The 17,277-nt window shown below is 61.0% G+C and carries 9 protein-coding genes; 3 read left to right on the forward strand and 6 right to left on the reverse strand.

Annotated features, from left to right (window positions below; all coding sequences use genetic code 11):
* Nucleotides 1–164: 164 nt before the first annotated feature.
* Both PMI18_RS06235 and PMI18_RS06230 read right to left on the reverse strand, forming a co-directional pair.
* Nucleotides 165–2,324: a type I secretion system permease/ATPase gene (locus tag PMI18_RS06235; RefSeq protein ID WP_007905141.1), complete on the reverse strand. Its 2,160-nt coding sequence runs from the start codon at nucleotides 2,322–2,324 to the stop codon at nucleotides 165–167.
* A gap of 142 nt (nucleotides 2,325–2,466) precedes the next feature.
* Nucleotides 2,467–3,825 (reverse strand): TolC family outer membrane protein, encoded by a 1,359-nt coding sequence (locus PMI18_RS06230; protein WP_007905143.1) that lies wholly within the window; start codon nucleotides 3,823–3,825, stop codon nucleotides 2,467–2,469.
* 591 nt (nucleotides 3,826–4,416) lie between these two features.
* Here PMI18_RS06230 and PMI18_RS06225 point away from each other — a divergent pair.
* The gene (locus tag PMI18_RS06225; protein WP_007905145.1) at nucleotides 4,417–10,791 is read left to right on the forward strand and encodes a retention module-containing protein; all 6,375 of its coding nucleotides are present in this window, start codon (nucleotides 4,417–4,419) and stop codon (nucleotides 10,789–10,791) included.
* 352 nt (nucleotides 10,792–11,143) lie between these two features.
* Here the strand turns inward: PMI18_RS06225 and xopAW are convergent, their stop codons facing one another.
* The 3 genes from xopAW to PMI18_RS06210 form a co-directional block, all read right to left on the reverse strand.
* Nucleotides 11,144–11,995, reverse strand: coding sequence for a XopAW family type III secretion system calcium-binding effector (gene xopAW, locus PMI18_RS06220; protein ID WP_007905147.1), 852 nt, complete (start codon nucleotides 11,993–11,995; stop codon nucleotides 11,144–11,146).
* Nucleotides 11,996–12,226: 231 nt separating this feature from the next.
* Nucleotides 12,227–13,279: a sensor histidine kinase gene (locus tag PMI18_RS06215; protein ID WP_007905149.1), complete on the reverse strand. Its 1,053-nt coding sequence runs from the start codon at nucleotides 13,277–13,279 to the stop codon at nucleotides 12,227–12,229.
* Nucleotides 13,279–14,037 (reverse strand): response regulator, encoded by a 759-nt coding sequence (locus tag PMI18_RS06210; protein WP_032835756.1) that lies wholly within the window; start codon nucleotides 14,035–14,037, stop codon nucleotides 13,279–13,281. The genes PMI18_RS06215 and PMI18_RS06210 overlap by 1 nt, the downstream gene beginning before the upstream one ends.
* Before the next feature lie 292 nt (nucleotides 14,038–14,329).
* Between PMI18_RS06210 and pyrF the strand changes: the two genes are divergently transcribed.
* On the forward strand, nucleotides 14,330–15,028 hold the full coding sequence (gene pyrF, locus PMI18_RS06205) for an orotidine-5'-phosphate decarboxylase (RefSeq protein ID WP_007905151.1): 699 nt from the start codon (nucleotides 14,330–14,332) through the stop codon (nucleotides 15,026–15,028).
* Between the two features lie 106 nt (nucleotides 15,029–15,134).
* On the opposite strand, the gene PMI18_RS06200 is transcribed toward pyrF, so the two are convergent.
* Complete coding sequence (locus PMI18_RS06200; RefSeq protein ID WP_007905152.1) at nucleotides 15,135–16,139, reverse strand: NADP-dependent oxidoreductase; 1,005 nt, start codon at nucleotides 16,137–16,139, stop codon at nucleotides 15,135–15,137.
* Nucleotides 16,140–16,375: 236 nt separating this feature from the next.
* On the opposite strand from PMI18_RS06200, the gene PMI18_RS06195 reads away from it, so the two are divergent.
* A complete protein-coding gene (locus PMI18_RS06195; protein WP_007905153.1) occupies nucleotides 16,376–17,137 on the forward strand; it encodes an SDR family oxidoreductase in 762 nt (253 codons plus the stop codon).
* Nucleotides 17,138–17,277: the final 140 nt, after the last annotated feature.

Consider the following 17,277-nt stretch of genomic DNA (forward strand, 5'->3'; position numbering starts at 1 on the left):
CCTGTGGCGAGGGAGCTTGCTCCCGCTCGGCGGCGAAGCCGTCGTAAAATCTGCCGATAGGGTCCATCTGACACAACGGGGTGAATGGCTTTGGGGCTGCTTCGCAACCCAGCGGGAGCAAGCTCCCTCGCCACAGGTTTTGTATTGGCATCGAGTGGGTGCCCCTAAACCGTCGCAGAGCCGACACGGCCCTTGCGCAGTGCATCGATGACCGCTTCTTTGGGGCCGTCGGCGACGATCCGCCCGTTGTCCAGCACCACCAACCGGTCCACCAGGCTGAGCATTGAGGTGCGGTGAGTGACCAGAAGCAGGGTTTTGCCCTGGATCCAGCCGTGGAGTTTTTGCCGCAAAACGTCTTCGCTGCTGTTGTCCATGGCGCTGGTGGGTTCGTCGAGCAGCATGATCGGTGGATCGAGCAACAACGCGCGGGCCAACAACACCGCTTGCCGTTGCCCGCCCGACAGTAACTGACCGCGCTCACCCACCGGCCGGTCGAAGCCTTGTGGATGTTGGCGAGCCAGCTCGGTGACGCCGGTCAGTTCAGCGACTTCAAGCATTCGCGCATCGCTGATGTAACGCGCGCCGAGGGTCAGGTTGTCGCGCAGGCTGCCGGCCAGCAGCGGCAGGTCGTGGGCGACGTAACCGATCTGCTGGCGCAGGTCGGCGACGTCCAGTTGCCGTAGGTCCAGGCCATCGAGCAGCAACTGGCCTTCTTCCGGCGCATAGAAACCCATCACCAGCCGCGCCAGCGTGCTTTTGCCCGAACCGCTGCGGCCGATGATGCCGATCCGCTCGCCCGGTTTCATGCTGAAGCTGACGTTGGCCAGGGCCGGCGCATTCTGGCCGTTGTAGTGGAATGTCACGCCGCTGACATCCAGTGCGCCTTGCAGTTGCGTGCGCTCCAGCGGCCGCTGCTTGGCGTCACGTTCTTGTGGCAACGACATCAGCGCATCGGTGCTTTTCATGGTCAGTTGCGCTTGCTGATAACGGGTGATCAGCCCGGCGATTTGTCCCAATGGCGCGAGCACGCGGCTGCCGAGCATGTAGGTCGCCACCAGCGCGCCGACGCTGAGGTTGCCGGCGATGATGCTGTAGACCCCGGCGACGATGGTCGCCATGCCGCAGAATTGCTGAATGAACAGCGTGCCGTTGGTGGCCAGCGCCGAGAGGTTGCGCGCATGGCTGTCGAGGCGGGTGAGGGCGCCGTGGGTACTTTCCCATTTGTGCTGGCGTTCGCTTTCGGCACTGCAGGCCTTGAGGGTTTCCAGGCCACCGAGGGTTTCGATCAGCAAGGCCTGGCGTTCGGCGCCGAGGCTCAGACTCTTCTGCACGGTATCGCGCAGACGTGCCTGAATCACCATGGCAAAGATGATCGTGATAGGGAAGGCCAACAGCGGAATCACCACGAGCCAGCCGCCGAGCAGGCCGATCACTACCAGCATCAATATCGCGAAGGGCAGGTCGATCAGGCTGGTCAGGGTGACGGCGGTGAGAAACTCCCGCAGGCCCTGAAAATCATGAATGCTCTGGGCGAAACCACCGATGGTTGCTGGCCGCGCTTTCATCGCCATGCCGGTGATGCGTTCGAACAAGGTCGCCGAAAGAATCACGTCGGTTTTCTTCCCGGCGGTGTCCAGCAAGTGCGCGCGAACCACCCGCAGCACCAGTTCGAAACCGGTGCCGATCAGCAAGCCGATCGACAGCACCCACAACGTTGAAGTGGCCTGGTTCGGCACCACTCGGTCGTAGGTCTGCATCACGAACAGCGGCACCATCAGCCCCAGCAGGTTGATCAGGAAACTCGCCAGAATCGCATCGCTGTACAGCCACTTCGACAACTTCAACGTGTCGCGAAACCATGCCTCCACTCTTGGCACCAGCGGCGCGCGCAAGTCTTCGAGTTCATGCCGCGGCCGGGCGAACAAGGCCTGGCCGCTGTAGTTGGCGGCCAGCTCGTCCGTGCTGACCCATTGTTCTCCGCCATCGGCTTCGCTCGGCAGAATCAGCGCCTGACCGTCATCGCCGAAGCGACGCAAGATTGCGCAGCGGCCATGGTTGAGGATCAGCATCACAGGCAGGTTGAGCGCGGAAATTTCCCCCAGTTCACGGCGTAGCACACGCGCCTGCAAACTGGCTCGGGCTGCTGCGCGCGGCAGCAAGTCCAGGCTCAAACGTTGGTGTGCCATTGGCAGCCCGGCACTCAGGCTGGCGCGACTGACCGTCGCGCCATGAAGTTTGCAGAGGATCAACAGACCGTCCAGAAGCGGGTCATCGAAGCTCAGACGCGGATCGACACCCGTGTTGCCGGTTTCCATGCTGGTCATATTGATTGCCTGTGGCGAGGGAGCTTGCTCCCGCTTGAGTGCGCAGCACTCACACTGTCTTCATCTTCAATCGGTGTTCGGGGTTGCTGCGCAACCCAGCGGGAGCAAGCTCCCTCGCCACAATTGGTCACGTTGAGCTACTTCATTTCAGTTCAGGCAAGCGAGCTTCGTTTTTCACTTCGGTGGCGGCGATCGCATCGGCAGGCAGCACCACCCGTTGTTTGCTCAGCAACTGACCCATGTTCGCCAGCACGCGGTACATCGAAAACTCCTCGGTGTAGCGCACTTCGGTGTAGCGGCGGTTGGCGTTGTAGAGTTCGTTTTCACTGTCGAGCAAGTCGAGCAAGGTCCGTTGACCCAGGCCGAATTGATCCTGATACGCGGCCCGCACACGGGTGGTGGTTTCGGCGTATTCACGGGCGGTCGGGGTTTGTTTCTTGGCGTTGAGCATGGCGTTCCAGGCCAGGTGGATGTTCTCGTTGAGCTGGCGCAGGGCGTTGTTGCGGATGTCCAGCGCCTGGTTGATCTGGTGCGCATCGGAGGCCAGCCGGGCCTTGTCGCTGCCACCGCGGAACAGGTTGTAGTTCATCACCACACCCACCCGCCATTCGTTGTCGTGACCTTCGTCGCCCTGGATATTGTTATTCGCGCCCACCGCCGCTTCAGCGTCAAAACGCGGGTAGAACGGCGACTTGGCGACTTCGTACTGGCTCTCGGCCGATTGCACATCGGCTTGGGCGGATTTCAGGTACGGGTTGTTTTCCACCATGCTCTGCTGGGCTTCCGGCAGGGTGGCGGGCAATTCGCCGCGGGTCGACGGCGGTGCTTCGAGTTCATCGGGCATGCGCCCCACGACGCTGTAGAAATTTGTCTCGGCATCGGCCAGATCGACTTCGGCGGTGTCGAGGTTGTTTTGCGCCAGTGCCCGGCGAGCGGTGGACTGGTCGGAGTCGGCGTTGCTGCCGACCCCACGCTGGGTGCGCAGGCCGATCTGGTCGTTGACTCGCATGTGCGCTTGCAGGTTGTTCTTGGCCAGGTTCACCAGTTCGCGACGCTTGAGCACTTCGAGGTACACCTCGACGGTGCGCAGGGCCAGATCCTGGGCGGTGCCTTGGGCGTAATAGGCTCGCGAATTGGCCACGCCTTTGGTGCGCGCGACCTCGTTGGAGGTGTTGAAACCGTCGAACAGCATCTGCCGCAGACGCAGTTCCGATTGGGTGTAATTGAGGATTTCGGTGTGGTGATTGCCCTGCGCCCGAGTGGTGGTGTTATCGCTGTACCCGCGCCCGTAGCCGGCGTTCAAATCCACCGATGGATAAAAGCCCCCTTTGGCGACTTTAACCTGCTCGTCGGCCGAGAGCCGGGCATCGACCCGCGACGCCAGTTCCGGGTGGGTCGCAATGGTGCTCTGGATCGCCTCGGTCAATGACATCGCCTGAGCCTGAGAAGTGCAGGCCATGGCCAGCAAAATCGCGCTGCAGAGGGGGGTTAAAACGCGCATGGATGCCTCTCCCTGATTCCTGATGGTACTTAGTGAGTCGCCAAATATTTGACGTTATTTTTAAGTGAAACCGTCTCACCCTTGTTACAACAGAGCTAAGAACATCCTGACGCGAAGCTAAGAAGGATTTCTCATAACGCTTATGCCGAAAAAAACTTATGCGCTCTGAAAAATCCAGCACATTGTTCAATGCGAAAGCCTTTGTTTATGAGCTCTCAGGAGCATCGAAGGGCTTGAGGAAAGTTCAATTCACTTTTCGACACAGAGCGAAGAAGTGCTGGAGGGGAGGGAAGCGAGACGGTTTAGAGGCGACAATTTTTTGTCACTCAAGTGATTCAAAACCGTTACGCATCGTTAGCAGGGCGGTTATTTTGGAAGTGGATCCCGATGCCGTTGATTGCAGAGGGTTTTATCCCTATCCAGAAATTCCCCTTGCGAGCGACACGCCTGGCGAAAGTGTCGGGAGGCAGTGGTTTACGTCAGGTAAACGCTTTCTCGGCAAACGATCCATCAGGCCAACCTGCTTGAACCATGGGCACGTTCTTCGCGCAAACAGGATGCCGACAGCAGTTGGCAGCGGAGGAAATGCACATGGCAACGCTCATCGGTATCGTCAGTAAAGTCATCGGTCAGGTGTATGCAGTGGCGGGTGATGGCACCCGACGCACCCTGGTCGAGGGCGATCGGCTGTTTGCCGGCGAGCAGCTGGTCACCGGGGCCGAAGGCGCGGTGGCGGTGCAACTGAAAAATGGCCAGGAGCTTACCCTGGGGCGTGACAGCAGCCTGCAAATGACGACCCAATTACTGGCGCATCAGGTCCCGCACGTGGAAACCGCCGATGCGGTAACGCCGAGCCAGGCGCAACTGACCGATGTCGAGCAACTTCAAAAAGCCATTGCCGCCGGTGCCGACCCGACTCAAACAGGCGAAGCCACTGCCGCCGGACCGGGCTCGGGCGCGCCGGGTGGATTGGGCGGCGGTCACAGTTTTGTGTTGCTGGAGGAAGTGGCGGGCCGGGTCGATCCCACGATTGGTTTCCCCACCGCGGGCTTCAACGGTATTCCCGAATTCCCCCTGGCGCGCCGGGACCCGGACAACGGCGACAACGGCGCAGGTGGTGCGGGGGGAGCAGGCGCGCCGAATAACCCGGTCACCCTCATTGGCCTCTCGGTGGCGGGGGGCGAACTGACCCTCAATGAAGCCCACCTGGCGGACGGTTCGGCCAGCAACCCCGGAGCGCTGACTCAAAACGGCACCTTCACAGTCATTGCGGCTGACGGGCTGACCAGCCTGAACATCGGCGGGATCAACGTGATCAGTGGCGGTGTGCCCGCCGGTTTTCCGCAGTCGATCACCACTCAATTGGGCAACACCCTGACGATTACCGGCTATAACCCGGCCACCGGCGTAGTGAGTTACAGCTACACCCTGGTTGGCAACGAAACCCACTCGGCAGGCGATGGCGTCAACAACCTCAGTGAACAGTTCACCGTGGTCGCGAGTGACAGCAACGGCGATACCGCCACCGGTTCGCTGGACGTCAACATCACCGACGATGTGCCCAAAGCCATTGACGACACCAACGCCAATACCGCCTCGGAAACCCTGCTGACTCTGACCGGCAGCGTGCTGCCCAACGACCTCCAGGGCGCCGACCGTATTGCCACCGGCCCCGACAGCGGGCCGATCATCGGCGGCACGTTCAACGGGACTTACGGCACGCTGGTGCTCAACGCCAACGGCACCTATACCTACACCCTGAACACCAGCGATGCCGACTTCAAAGCCTTGAACGGTGGGGGAAGCGCTACCGAGAATTTCGTCTACACCCTCACCGATTCCGATGGCGATACCAGCACCGCGACGCTGGTGCTGGAGATTCACAACAACGATGACCCAGTGACCCTCGATGGCCTGAACGTCGACGGCGGCGAACTCACCGTCTATGAGAGAAACCTCAGCGACGGCACCAGCCCCAACACACCCGCCTTGACCCAGAGCGGCACCTTCACCGCCACCGCCCTCGACGGTTTGCAAACCCTGACCGTGGGCGGCATCGCGGTGGTCACCGATGGCGTGGCCGCCGGCTTCCCGCAATCGATTGTCACTGCGCTCGGCAATACGCTGACCATCACCGGTTTCAACAGCACCACCGGCGTAGTCAGTTACAGCTACACCCTGACGGATAACGAAACCCATCCGAACGCCGACGGCACCAACAGCATCACCGAGAACCTCAACGTCGTCGCCACCGACGTCGATGGCAGCACGGCATTGGGTCAGATCAACGTCAACATCGTCGATGACTTGCCCACCGCCAATCCTGATTTCGCCACGATCGACGAGGGCGCAACGGCCTCGGGCAACGTGCTGAACAATGACGTCGGTGGTGCCGACGGCCCGGCACTCAGTGGTGCGGTGGTTGGCGTGCGCGCCGGCAGCGACACCTCGACTTCGGCTATTGGTGGCTTGAACACGCAAATCAACGGCGCCTATGGCTACCTGACGCTGGATGCCAACGGCAATGCCGTGTACCACAGCAACCCGAACTCGGTCAGTGCACCGGGCGCCACGGACGTGTTCACCTACACCGTGCGCGATGCCGATGGCGATGAAAGCACCACAATCATCACCATCAATGTGGCGGACTGCACCCTCGTAGCGGCCAGCGACAGCGACGTGACTGTTCACGAAAAAGCCCTGGATCTGACCCAGGATGGCCAGGACCTGGCGGCGGGCACCGTCACCGGCAGCGAGCCGGGCAATGCCGGTGAAACCGGCTCCGGTACGTTGGTGGGCTCGGTTACCGGCACCACTGGTGTGATCACTTACACGTTGGTCGGCAGCGCCACCGGGACTTATGGGCAAATCCTGCTCAACCCCGACGGCAGCTACACCTACACCCTGACCACCGCGCCAGCGACCACCCCCAACGTCAATGACGGGCCGAACACCCTGAGCGAAAGCTTCACCTATCAAGCGACTGATCCCTTGGGCAACAGCGTCACCAGTACCATCGTGATCAACATCGTCGATGACGTACCCACCGCTCATGCCGATGCAGTCTCGGTGGCGGAGGGCGGGACGGTCAGCGGTAATGTGTTGGGCAATGATGTGCTCGGTGCTGACGGCCCAGCGGTGGGTGGTGCAGTGGTCGGCGTGCGCGCCGGCAGCGACACCTCGACCTCGGCCATTGGCGGCTTGAACACGCAAATCAACGGCACCTACGGCTACCTGACGCTGGATGCCAACGGCAACGCCGTGTACCACAGCCATCCGAACTCGGTCAGTGCACCGGGCGCTACGGACGTGTTCACCTACACCGTGCGCGATGGCGACGGCGATGAAAGCACCACGACCATTACCATCGACGTGTCCAACTGCTCCCTCGTCGTGGTTCCCGATATCGACGTGACGGTTCAGGAGAAAGCGCTGGATTTGACCAAGGATGGCCAGGACCTGGCAGCAGGCACGGTCACCGGCAGCGACCCTGGCAATACCGGCGAAACCGCTTCCGGCACGCTGGTCGGTTCCATCACCGGCGCCACTGGCGCGATCACTTACGCGTTGGTCGGCAGCGCCACTGGCACCTACGGGCAAATCCTGCTCAACCCGGATGGCAGTTACACCTACACCCTGACCTCCGCACCAACCACCACGCCCCACGCCAATGACGGGCCAAACGCCCTGAGCGAAAGTTTCACCTATCAGGCCACCGATTCTCTAGGCAATAGCGTCACCAGTACCATCGTGATCAACATCGTCGATGACGTGCCGACTGCTTACTGCGATTCAGTCGCGGTGGTAGAGGGCGGCACCGTCAGCGGTAATGTACTGGACAACGATGTGCTCGGTGCTGACGGCCCGGCAGTGGGAGGGGCAGTGGTCGGCGTGCGCGCCGGCAGCGACACTTCGACTTCGGCCATCGGCGGTTTGAACACGCAAATCAACGGCACCTACGGCTACCTGACGCTGGATGCCAACGGCAACGCCGTGTACCACAGCAATCCGAATTCGGTGGGCGAGCCGGGTGCAACGGACGTGTTTACCTATACCGTGCGTGATGCCGATGGCGATGAAAGCACCACCACGATCACCATCGATGTCCACAACAACTGTCTCGTAACGGTCACCGATACTGATGTGACGGTCTACGAAAAAGCCCTGGATTTGACCAAGGATGGCCAAGACCTGGCAGCGGGCACGGTCACTGGCAGCGAACCTGGCAACACCGGTGAAACCGGCTCCGGTACGCTGGTCGGTGCGGTCACTGGCGCCAGTGGCGCGATCACTTACAGCCTGGTCGGCAGCGCCACCGGAACTTACGGGCAGATCCTGCTCAACCCCGACGGCAGCTACACCTACACCCTGACCTCGGCGCCGAAAACTTCGCCCAACGCCAACGACGGTGCGAACACCCTGAACGAGAGTTTTACCTACACCGCCACCGATTCGGTGGGCAACAGCACCACCGGCACCCTTGTGGTCAGCATTGTCGATGACGTGCCCACAACCGTCGCCTCGGACCGTTCGGTGCCCGCGGTGCAGATCGACTCCAACGTGCTGCTGGTGATCGACGTGTCCGGGAGCATGGTCGACCCTTCCGGCGTATCGGGTCTGTCGCGACTGGACCTGGCCAAGCAGGCAATCAGCACATTGCTCGACAAGTACGACGATCTCGGTGATGTGAAAGTGCAGATCGTCACCTTCAGCAGCAGCGCCTCCGACCAGACTTCGGTGTGGGTCGATGTGGCGACCGCCAAGTTGATCATCGCTACGCTGACGGAGGGCGGCGGTACCAACTACGACGCAGCCGTGGCGGCCATGCAAACCGCGTTCAACACCTCGGGCAAACTCACCGGAGCGCAGAACGTCGGCTACTTCTTCTCCGATGGCAAACCCAACGAAGGCGACATCGGCCCCGCGGACGAGGCCGCGCTCAAAGCCTTCCTCGATGCCAATGGCATCAACAACTACGCCATCGGCCTAGGCAGCGGCGTCAGTAACGACAGTCTCGATCCAGTGGCCTATGACGGCAGCACACACACCGACACCAACGCCGTGCTGGTGACCGACCTCAATCAACTCGACTCGGTACTCTCGGGCACCGTACAAGGTGCGCCGGTCACCGGTTCCTTGCTGGGCGAGGGCGGTACTTTCGGTGCCGATGGCGGCTTCATCAAATCCCTCACGGTTGACGGCACCACCTACACCTATGACCCGAAAGCCAACAGCAATCAGGGTTCGCTGAGCTTCAGCGGTGGCGCCAACCACGGCACGTTCAACACCGCCAATAACACCCTGAGCATCGCCACCGATGACAGCGGCACGCTATTGGTGAACCTCGATACTGGCGAGTACACCTACCTCTCGCAGAAAACCACGGCGGCGGTGATCACCGAAAACATTGGCTTCACCGCCAGCGACAATGACGGCGATCTGGCCAGCTCCACGCTGGTGATCAACGTGATTCCGAACACGCCACCAGTGGCGGTCGATGACCACGTCATCACCAACGTACTGTCGGGCAGCATTGTGGTGCCGGGCGAGCTGCTGCTGGCCAACGACAGCGACGTGAATGGCGACACGCTCACGGCATCGCCAACCGCTTTCAACACCGGCTGGACGGCCAGGGGCGCGGACTTCATCGGCACCAACTCGAACTTCAGCTTCACCGGAAATAACCAGGCGGTGACCATCGCCCGTAGCGCATTCGTCGCCAACACGGCAGCCATGACTGCGGTGCTGGTGGTCAGCGGGGCATTGGGGGCGGTCAGCAACAACAATACCAACGACGAGGACCAGATCACCGTCAACCTCAAGCAGGGTGAAACCCTCAACCTGGACCACAACCTGGCGGTGGGCCACGTCACCATGGAGTACTCGGTCAACGGCGGCGCTTTCATTGCCATCGCTGACGGCCAGACCATCACCGCTTCGGCGGACGGCACATACCAGATTCACATCACCAATATCGACGACGGTGGTCCGGGTAACAGCGGCAAGGGCTCGGAAAACTACCAGTTGACCATGACCGTCAACTACGCCGGGGCTCATGACAGCACCCCGGATTTCCACGGCACCTACACCGCCAACGACAACCATGGCGGCAGTGATAGCGCGGCCGTGACCATCAGCTATCAGGATGGCCATACGCTGACCGGCACTTCGGGCGATGACGTACTGGTGGCGGGCACGGGCAACAACGTCATCAATGCCGGCGACGGCAACGACGTACTCACCGCAGGTTCAGGCAACAACGAGTTGCACGGTGGCGCCGGCAATGACTTGCTGTTCAGCGGAGCGGGCAACGACCTGCTCGATGGCGGCACCGGCAACGACACCGCGAGCTACGCCCATGCCGCCGCCGGAGTCACCGTCAACCTGAGTCAGCTCACCGCGCAAGACACCCTTGGCGCCGGCACCGACACCCTGACCGGCATCGAAAACCTCACCGGCTCAAACTTCAACGACAGCCTCATGGGTGACAATAACAGCAACATCATCAACGGCGGTTTGGGTAACGATGTGCTCAACGGCGGGGGCGGCGACGACTTCCTGATCGGTGGCCTGGGCAACAACACCCTCACTGGAGGCAGCGGCGCTGACGCCTTCCAGTGGCTCAAAGGCAACAGCGGTCACGACGTCATCACCGACTTCACCCCGGGCACCGACAAACTCGACCTGTCGCAACTGCTGCAAGGGGAAAACGGCACCGCGGCGTCGCTGGATGACTACCTGCACTTCACTGTCAGCGGCAGCGGCGCATCGGTCATCACCAGCATCGACGTCAGCGCCATGGCCGGCGCTACGCCGAACCAGACCATCGACCTTGCCGGCGTGAACCTGGCCAGTCATTACGGCGTCACACCGGGAGCGGGTGGTGTGATTGCTGGCGGTCACGATACCGCGACGATCATCAACGGCATGCTCAATGATCATTCGTTGAAGGTGGATACTGTGTGATCTGAAAGTACAAACCCCGCCATTTCTTTGGAAAGAAATGGCGGGCTTTTTGTTGTTTGGGGTTTTGAACGTCAACAGATCGCAGCCTTCGGCAGCTCCTACAGATTCGGTGTTCACCGCCTTATCGCGGTTGAGCACAATCGCGCGTAGGAGCTGCCGAAGGCTGCGATCTTTTGATCTACCAACCCTGTGCCGCTGAAGCAAAAAAGCCAAGCCCGGATTCAGATATCCGGCCCTGGTTTTTTGTTGGGGCTTAGGGCCTCTTCGCGGGCAAGCCTCGCTCCTACGGGGGGACGTGGCATCAGTGCCCTGCACATCAGTAGGAGCGAGGCTTGCCCGCGAAGCTTTTGACTCAGGTTGTTTCGTTCAGGTATTTGCCCACGGTCGCCACGTTGTCGAGCGAGTACTGCTTGCTCAGGTTGGCGATCATTTTGTTCAGGGCTTCGGTCACGTTGAACTGATTGGTGGAGCTGTCAGTGTTCTGCTCGCGGCCGGCTTGCAGGGCGGTTTTCAGTTCATCGCTGCTCACGCCACCGCTGCTGTCGCTGTCCAGGATCTTGAGCAGTGCGGCGCTGGTGTCGGTGCTGGTCGACGAGGTGCTGTCGCTGGCCAGGGCGCTGCTCAGTTCGGTGGCGGTGACACTGCCGTCGCTGTCGGTATCGAGCTGGCTGAACAGCTCTTCGCTGGACATCTGCTGAGGTGGCGGTGGCGGCGGGGTCAGGCTGGCGACAAGTTCGTCCTGGCTGACAGTGCCGTCTTCGTTCTTGTCCAGGGCCGAGAAGATTTCCGAGCTGTCGGCCGTGCTGCCGGCATTGCTCAGGCCGCTGCTCAGTTCATCGCTGCTGATGGCGCCGTCGCCGTCAGTGTCCAGAGCGCTGATCAGCGCGTCGGCCAGTTCGGTGCTCGGTGCCTGATCATGCGGCGGTGGCGGCGGAGGGGCCATCGCGGCCATTTCCTCACTGCTCAGGCTGCCGCTTTCGTCGCTGTCCAGGTCGCTGAAGTTCTTGCTCAGGCTGACCAGCAGACCGTCGTCGGTTTTCTGCGCCAGGGCGCTCGTGAGCTCGTCCTGATCCACCGCGCCGTCGCTGTTGCTGTCGAGTTTGGCGAGCAATTCTTTCTGGAATTGCTGGTTACGGGCACTGTTGGTGGAGGTGCTGCTGGTGCTGGTATAGCTCGTGTAGTTACTGCTGATACTACCGATCATTAGGCTCACTCCTTATTGGAAACCGGTGGGTACACCGGCTAATCCAGCCTCAAGGGGCAAGTTGTCGTGGGTATGTGGGATTTGTACCGATTGGTACACACACTTGTCCGATCAGACCCGGACCCTGTGGGAGCGAGCTTGCTCGCGATGACGGCAGTACATTCAAAATCAATGCGACTGACACACCGCTATCGCGAGCAGGCTCGCTCCCACATTGGATTTGTGTGTGATTTAGAGGCGGGGCAGGCGAATGACGGCGGTTAAACCACCACCGGAAGTCTCTTCCAGACTCAACTGCCCACCCAACCGCTCCGCTGCTTCCCTTGCGATGGTCATGCCCAGGCCGACGCCGCCGGAGTTGCGATTACGTGAACCTTCCAGGCGAAAGAATGGCTCAAACACCGCTTCACGTTTATCCGCCGCGATACCCGGGCCATGGTCGATGACCCGGATCACCAGTTCCTCGCGACTGTCCTCAAGCGTGATCAGCGCGTCCCCGGCATAACGCAAGGCGTTGTCCAGCAGGTTATTGATGCACGAGCGCAAGGCCATCGGCTGAACCTGCAACGGCGCGCAATGGCCGCTGGCCTGGACGTTGGCGCCCTGGTCCTGGGCGTTTTCGCTCAGGGATTCCACCAGCGCCTGCACGTCCATCCATTGTGGCGCCTCACTGGTGCGCTGTTCGTGCAGGTAGGTGAGGGTGGAATCGAGCATGCCGATCATGTCGTCCAGGTCCTGACGCATCTGGCCTTGCAGCTTGTCGTCATCGATCTTCTCCAGCCGTAGCTTGAGTCGCGACAGCGGCGTGCGCAGGTCATGGGACACCGCGCCAAGCATCCGCGAGCGCTGCTGCATCTGTTCAAGAATGCGCTTCTGCATCAGGTTGAAGGTGTGCGCCGCTTGTCGCGCTTCCCGTGGGCCCGACTCATCCAGCGGCGGGCTGTCGAGATTTTCACTCAGGCGCTCGGCGGCATCGCTCAGGCGTTGAATCGGGCGGGTCAGCAACTTGGCGCCGTACCAGGCGGCGATGATCAGCGAGACAAACTGAAAGGTCAGCGGCACCAGCGGCCCGCCGAACCACGGCCGTGGCGGCCGGTTGCCGAAGCGCGGGTCCGGTGGTGGGCGTTGTCCGTCGAAGCGCTCGGAAAATTCCGGCGGAGGAGGAGGGGGAGGCGGTGGACCGTAATGCTTGAACCAGAGGAACGCCAACAGGTGCGCGAGTACGATCGCCAGCAGCAGCACGCCAAACAGGCGGCCGAACAGCGTATCGAAGCGCGCACGCATCAGCCGATGTCTCGTGCGTCGAACAGGTAACCCTCGCCGCGAACGGTCTTGATCAGTTGTGGCGCTTTCGGATCGTCACCCAGTTTCTGGCGCAGGCGCGAGACGAGCAAATCGATGCTGCGATCAAACGCTTCGATCGAGCGACCGCGGGCGGCGTCCAGCAGTTGTTCGCGGCTGAGTACCCGGCGCGGACGTTCGATGAACACCCAGAGCAAACGGAATTCGGCGTTGGACAACGGCACCACCAGGCCATCGGCGGCGATCAACTGGCGCAGCACGCTATTGAGGCGCCAGTTGTCGAAGCGAACATTCGCACGCTGTTCGGTGCGGTCGTCGCGCACCCGACGCAGAATGGTCTGAATCCGTGCGACCAGCTCCCGCGGCTCGAATGGCTTGGCCATGTAGTCGTCGGCACCCAGTTCCAGGCCGATGATCCGGTCGGTGGGTTCGCAGCGGGCGGTGAGCATCAGGATCGGGATATCCGATTCGGCGCGCAACCAGCGGCACAGCGACAAACCGTCTTCGCCGGGCAGCATCAGGTCGAGCACCACCACGTCGAAATGCTCGGCTTGCAGCGCCTGACGCATAGCGGCGCCATCGGTGACACCGCTGGCGTGGATATTGAACCGGGCCAGGTAGTCGATCATCAGTTCACGGATCGGGACGTCATCGTCTACGATCAGGGCGCGAATGCTCCAGCGTTTATCGTCGGCCGGCGCTTTTTGATCGTCGTTCAGAGGTGCTGGGGAGTTGTGCATGCGTGCGTTCATCTGCCAGATAGGCTGCCAACCACAAAGATAGGCTGCGAGGTTGTGGCTTCAGCATAGGCGTCCGGCCGTGAGGCGGGAAGTGCTGTAGGACCTGTTGCGGCTGCCGAGGGTAGCGCTGAAGGGTGTTGTGGGCGTGTCGTGTGTGTACCGAACTCGACACAATTGCCGCAGGAGCTAGTCTTGTCTAAGCCGCGACGACGAATTACCGATCATCGGGTCCCGCAGCGGCGCTGGTTCCGCTACAATGCGCGCCGATTTCGACTTGCCTGAGAGCCCACTCATGTCCGCCTGCCAGACGCCTATCATCGTCGCCCTGGATTTCCCTACCCGTGACGCCGCACTGAAGCTGGCCGATCAGCTGGACCCGAAGCTGTGCCGGGTCAAAGTCGGTAAAGAACTGTTCACCAGTTGCGCCTCGGAAATCGTCGGCACCTTGCGCGACAAAGGCTTCGAAGTGTTCCTGGACCTCAAGTTCCACGACATTCCGAACACCACCGCCATGGCCGTCAAGGCTGCCGCGGAAATGGGCGTGTGGATGGTCAACGTGCACTGCTCCGGCGGTTTGCGCATGATGGCCGCCTGCCGTGAAGTGCTTGATCAGCGCAGCGGCCCGAAACCGTTGTTGATCGGCGTGACCGTGCTGACCAGCATGGAACGTGAGGATCTGGCGGGTATCGGTCTGGACATCGAGCCGCAGGAGCAGGTGCTGCGCCTGGCCGCGCTGGCGGAAAAGGCCGGGATGGACGGTCTGGTCTGCTCGGCCCTGGAGGCCCGGGCACTGAAAACCGCGCACCCGTCGCTGCAACTGGTGACCCCGGGGATTCGTCCGGCGGGCAGCGCCCAGGACGATCAGCGCCGCATCCTGACCCCGCGTCAGGCGCTGGAGGCCGGTTCCGACTACCTGGTGATCGGTCGTCCGATCAGCCAGGCGGCAGATCCGGCGAAGGCGTTGACCGATGTAGTGGCAGAGCTCGCTTAATCGGCGCTCGCTAAAACCATTCGCGGGCAAGCCTCGCTCCTACAGGTTATGCGCCAATTTTGATATCGCGCATAACCTGTAGGAGCGAGGCTTGCCCGCGAAGCTTTTAAACCTTCAACACCAACTTCCCGAAATTCTCGCCGCTGAACAATTTCATCAGCGTCTCCGGGAATGTTTCCAGTCCTTCAACGATATCTTCCTTGCTCTTGAGCTGCCCCTTGGCCATCCAGCCGGCCATCTCCTGCCCGGCAGCGCCGAACTGTGCGGCGTAATCCATCACCACAAAGCCTTCCATCCGGGCGCGGTTAACCAGCAGCGACAGGTAGTTGGCCGGGCCTTTGACCGCTTCTTTGTTGTTGTACTGGCTGATGGCACCGCAAATCACCACCCGCGCCTTCATGTTCAGACGATTCAGCACGGCATCGAGAATATCGCCGCCGACGTTATCGAAATACACGTCGACGCCTTTCGGGCACTCGCGTTTGAGGCCCGCGTGTACATCTTCGTTTTTGTAGTCGATGGCGCCATCAAAACCCAGCTCGTCAATCAGGAATTTGCACTTGTCCGCGCCGCCGGCAATGCCGATCACCCGGCAGCCTTTGATCTTGGCAATCTGCCCGGCAATGCTGCCCACCGCGCCAGCCGCGCCCGACAGCACTACGGTGTCGCCGGCTTTCGGCGCGCCGACATCGAGCAGGGCGAAGTAGGCAGTCATCCCGGTCATGCCCAGCGCGGATAAATAGCGCGGCAGCGGTGCCAGTTTCGGATCGACTTTATAGAAACCTCGCGGCTCGCCGAGGAAGTAATCCTGCACACCGAGGGCTCCGTTGACGTAGTCCCCCACGGCGAAACCCGGATTGTTCGAAGCGATGACTTTGCCCACGCCCAATGCACGCATCACTTCGCCAATGCCGACCGGCGGAATGTAGGACTTGCCCTCGTTCATCCAGCCACGCATGGCCGGGTCCAGGGACAGGTATTCGTTCTTGACCAGAATTTGACCCGCCGCCGGTTCGCCGACCGGTACTTCTTGATAGGTAAACGTCTCGCGGGTGGCTGCCCCCACGGGACGTTTGGCGAGCAGGAACTGGCGATTGGTCTGGGTAGTCATGACAGGCACTCAAGATGAATGAAGTCTTGTTGATAGACCTTCATGGGCGATGTCGCAAGGTTGGCTGATGCTGCGAATGCACATCGATCCAGTGCGGTGATAGTCATGGCAGCGGTTCTATCACTGCAACTCATGGGCGCCCAACCGGCCTTCTGATAGTGCTGCCGCGCCATATGCCCCTGTGACTAGACTGGGCACACGCGATCCCCCGCATTCTTCCCTCCGAGGACATAACAATGAGCATGACGTTTTCCGGCCAGGTCGCCGTTGTGACGGGCGCGGCCAATGGTATTGGCCGCGCGACCGCTTTGGCATTCGCCGCCGAAGGTTTGAAAGTGGTGGTCGCCGATCTGGACGCGGCCGGTGGTGAAGGCACTGTGGCGCTGATTCGCACCGCCGGCGGTGAAGCGACCTTCGTGCGGTGCAACGTCACGGTGGAAAGCGATGTAAAAAATCTGATGGACGAGGTTGTAAATACCTACGGCCGTCTCGACTATGCCTTCAACAATGCCGGTATCGAAATCGAGAAAGGCAAACTGGCTGAAGGCACGATCGATGAGTTCGACGCGATCATGGGCGTCAACGTCAAAGGCGTCTGGTTGTGCATGAAGTATCAGTTGCCGTTGCTGCTGGCCCAGGGCGGTGGCGCGATCGTCAACACCGCTTCGGTCGCCGGCTTGGGCGCTGCGCCGAAGATGAGCATTTACGCAGCCTCCAAGCACGCGGTGATCGGCCTGACCAAATCGGCGGCCATCGAATACGCCAAGAAAAAGATTCGCGTGAATGCGGTGTGCCCGGCAGTGATCGACACCGATATGTTCCGTCGAGCCTACGAAGCGGACCCGAAAAAGGGCGAGTTCGCCAACGCCATGCACCCGGTCGGGCGTATCGGCAAGGTCGAAGAAATTGCCAGCGCGGTGCTGTACCTGTGCAGCGATGGCGCGGCATTCACCACCGGTCATTCGCTGGCGGTGGATGGTGGGGTCACGGCGTTTTAACTTTTTAGGTCGTGATGCAGAATCAGGCACACCTACCTTTGTGGCGAGCGAGCTTGCTCGCGCTGGGCTGCGTAGCGGCCCCAAAATCTTGTGAGTGCTACGCACTCAAGCGGGAGCAAGCTCCCTCGCCACAGGTATCT

Origin of the sequence: Pseudomonas sp. GM102 (assembly GCF_000282555.1) — a bacterium.
In the GTDB taxonomy this organism is placed as follows: domain Bacteria; phylum Pseudomonadota; class Gammaproteobacteria; order Pseudomonadales; family Pseudomonadaceae; genus Aquipseudomonas.

Excerpts from the sequence above, each read along its gene's own strand:
- PMI18_RS06235 (WP_007905141.1), bottom strand. The coding sequence starts at position 2,324 with ATGACCAGCATGGAAACCGGCAACACGGGTGTCGATCCGCGTCTGAGC.
- PMI18_RS06230 (WP_007905143.1), bottom strand. The coding sequence starts at position 3,825 with ATGCGCGTTTTAACCCCCCTCTGCAGCGCGATTTTGCTGGCCATGGCC.
- PMI18_RS06225 (WP_007905145.1), top strand. The coding sequence starts at position 4,417 with ATGGCAACGCTCATCGGTATCGTCAGTAAAGTCATCGGTCAGGTGTAT.
- xopAW (WP_007905147.1), bottom strand. The coding sequence starts at position 11,995 with ATGATCGGTAGTATCAGCAGTAACTACACGAGCTATACCAGCACCAGC.
- PMI18_RS06215 (WP_007905149.1), bottom strand. The coding sequence starts at position 13,279 with ATGCGTGCGCGCTTCGATACGCTGTTCGGCCGCCTGTTTGGCGTGCTG.
- PMI18_RS06210 (WP_032835756.1), bottom strand. The coding sequence starts at position 14,037 with ATGCACAACTCCCCAGCACCTCTGAACGACGATCAAAAAGCGCCGGCC.
- pyrF (WP_007905151.1), top strand. The coding sequence starts at position 14,330 with ATGTCCGCCTGCCAGACGCCTATCATCGTCGCCCTGGATTTCCCTACC.
- PMI18_RS06200 (WP_007905152.1), bottom strand. The coding sequence starts at position 16,139 with ATGACTACCCAGACCAATCGCCAGTTCCTGCTCGCCAAACGTCCCGTG.
- PMI18_RS06195 (WP_007905153.1), top strand. The coding sequence starts at position 16,376 with ATGAGCATGACGTTTTCCGGCCAGGTCGCCGTTGTGACGGGCGCGGCC.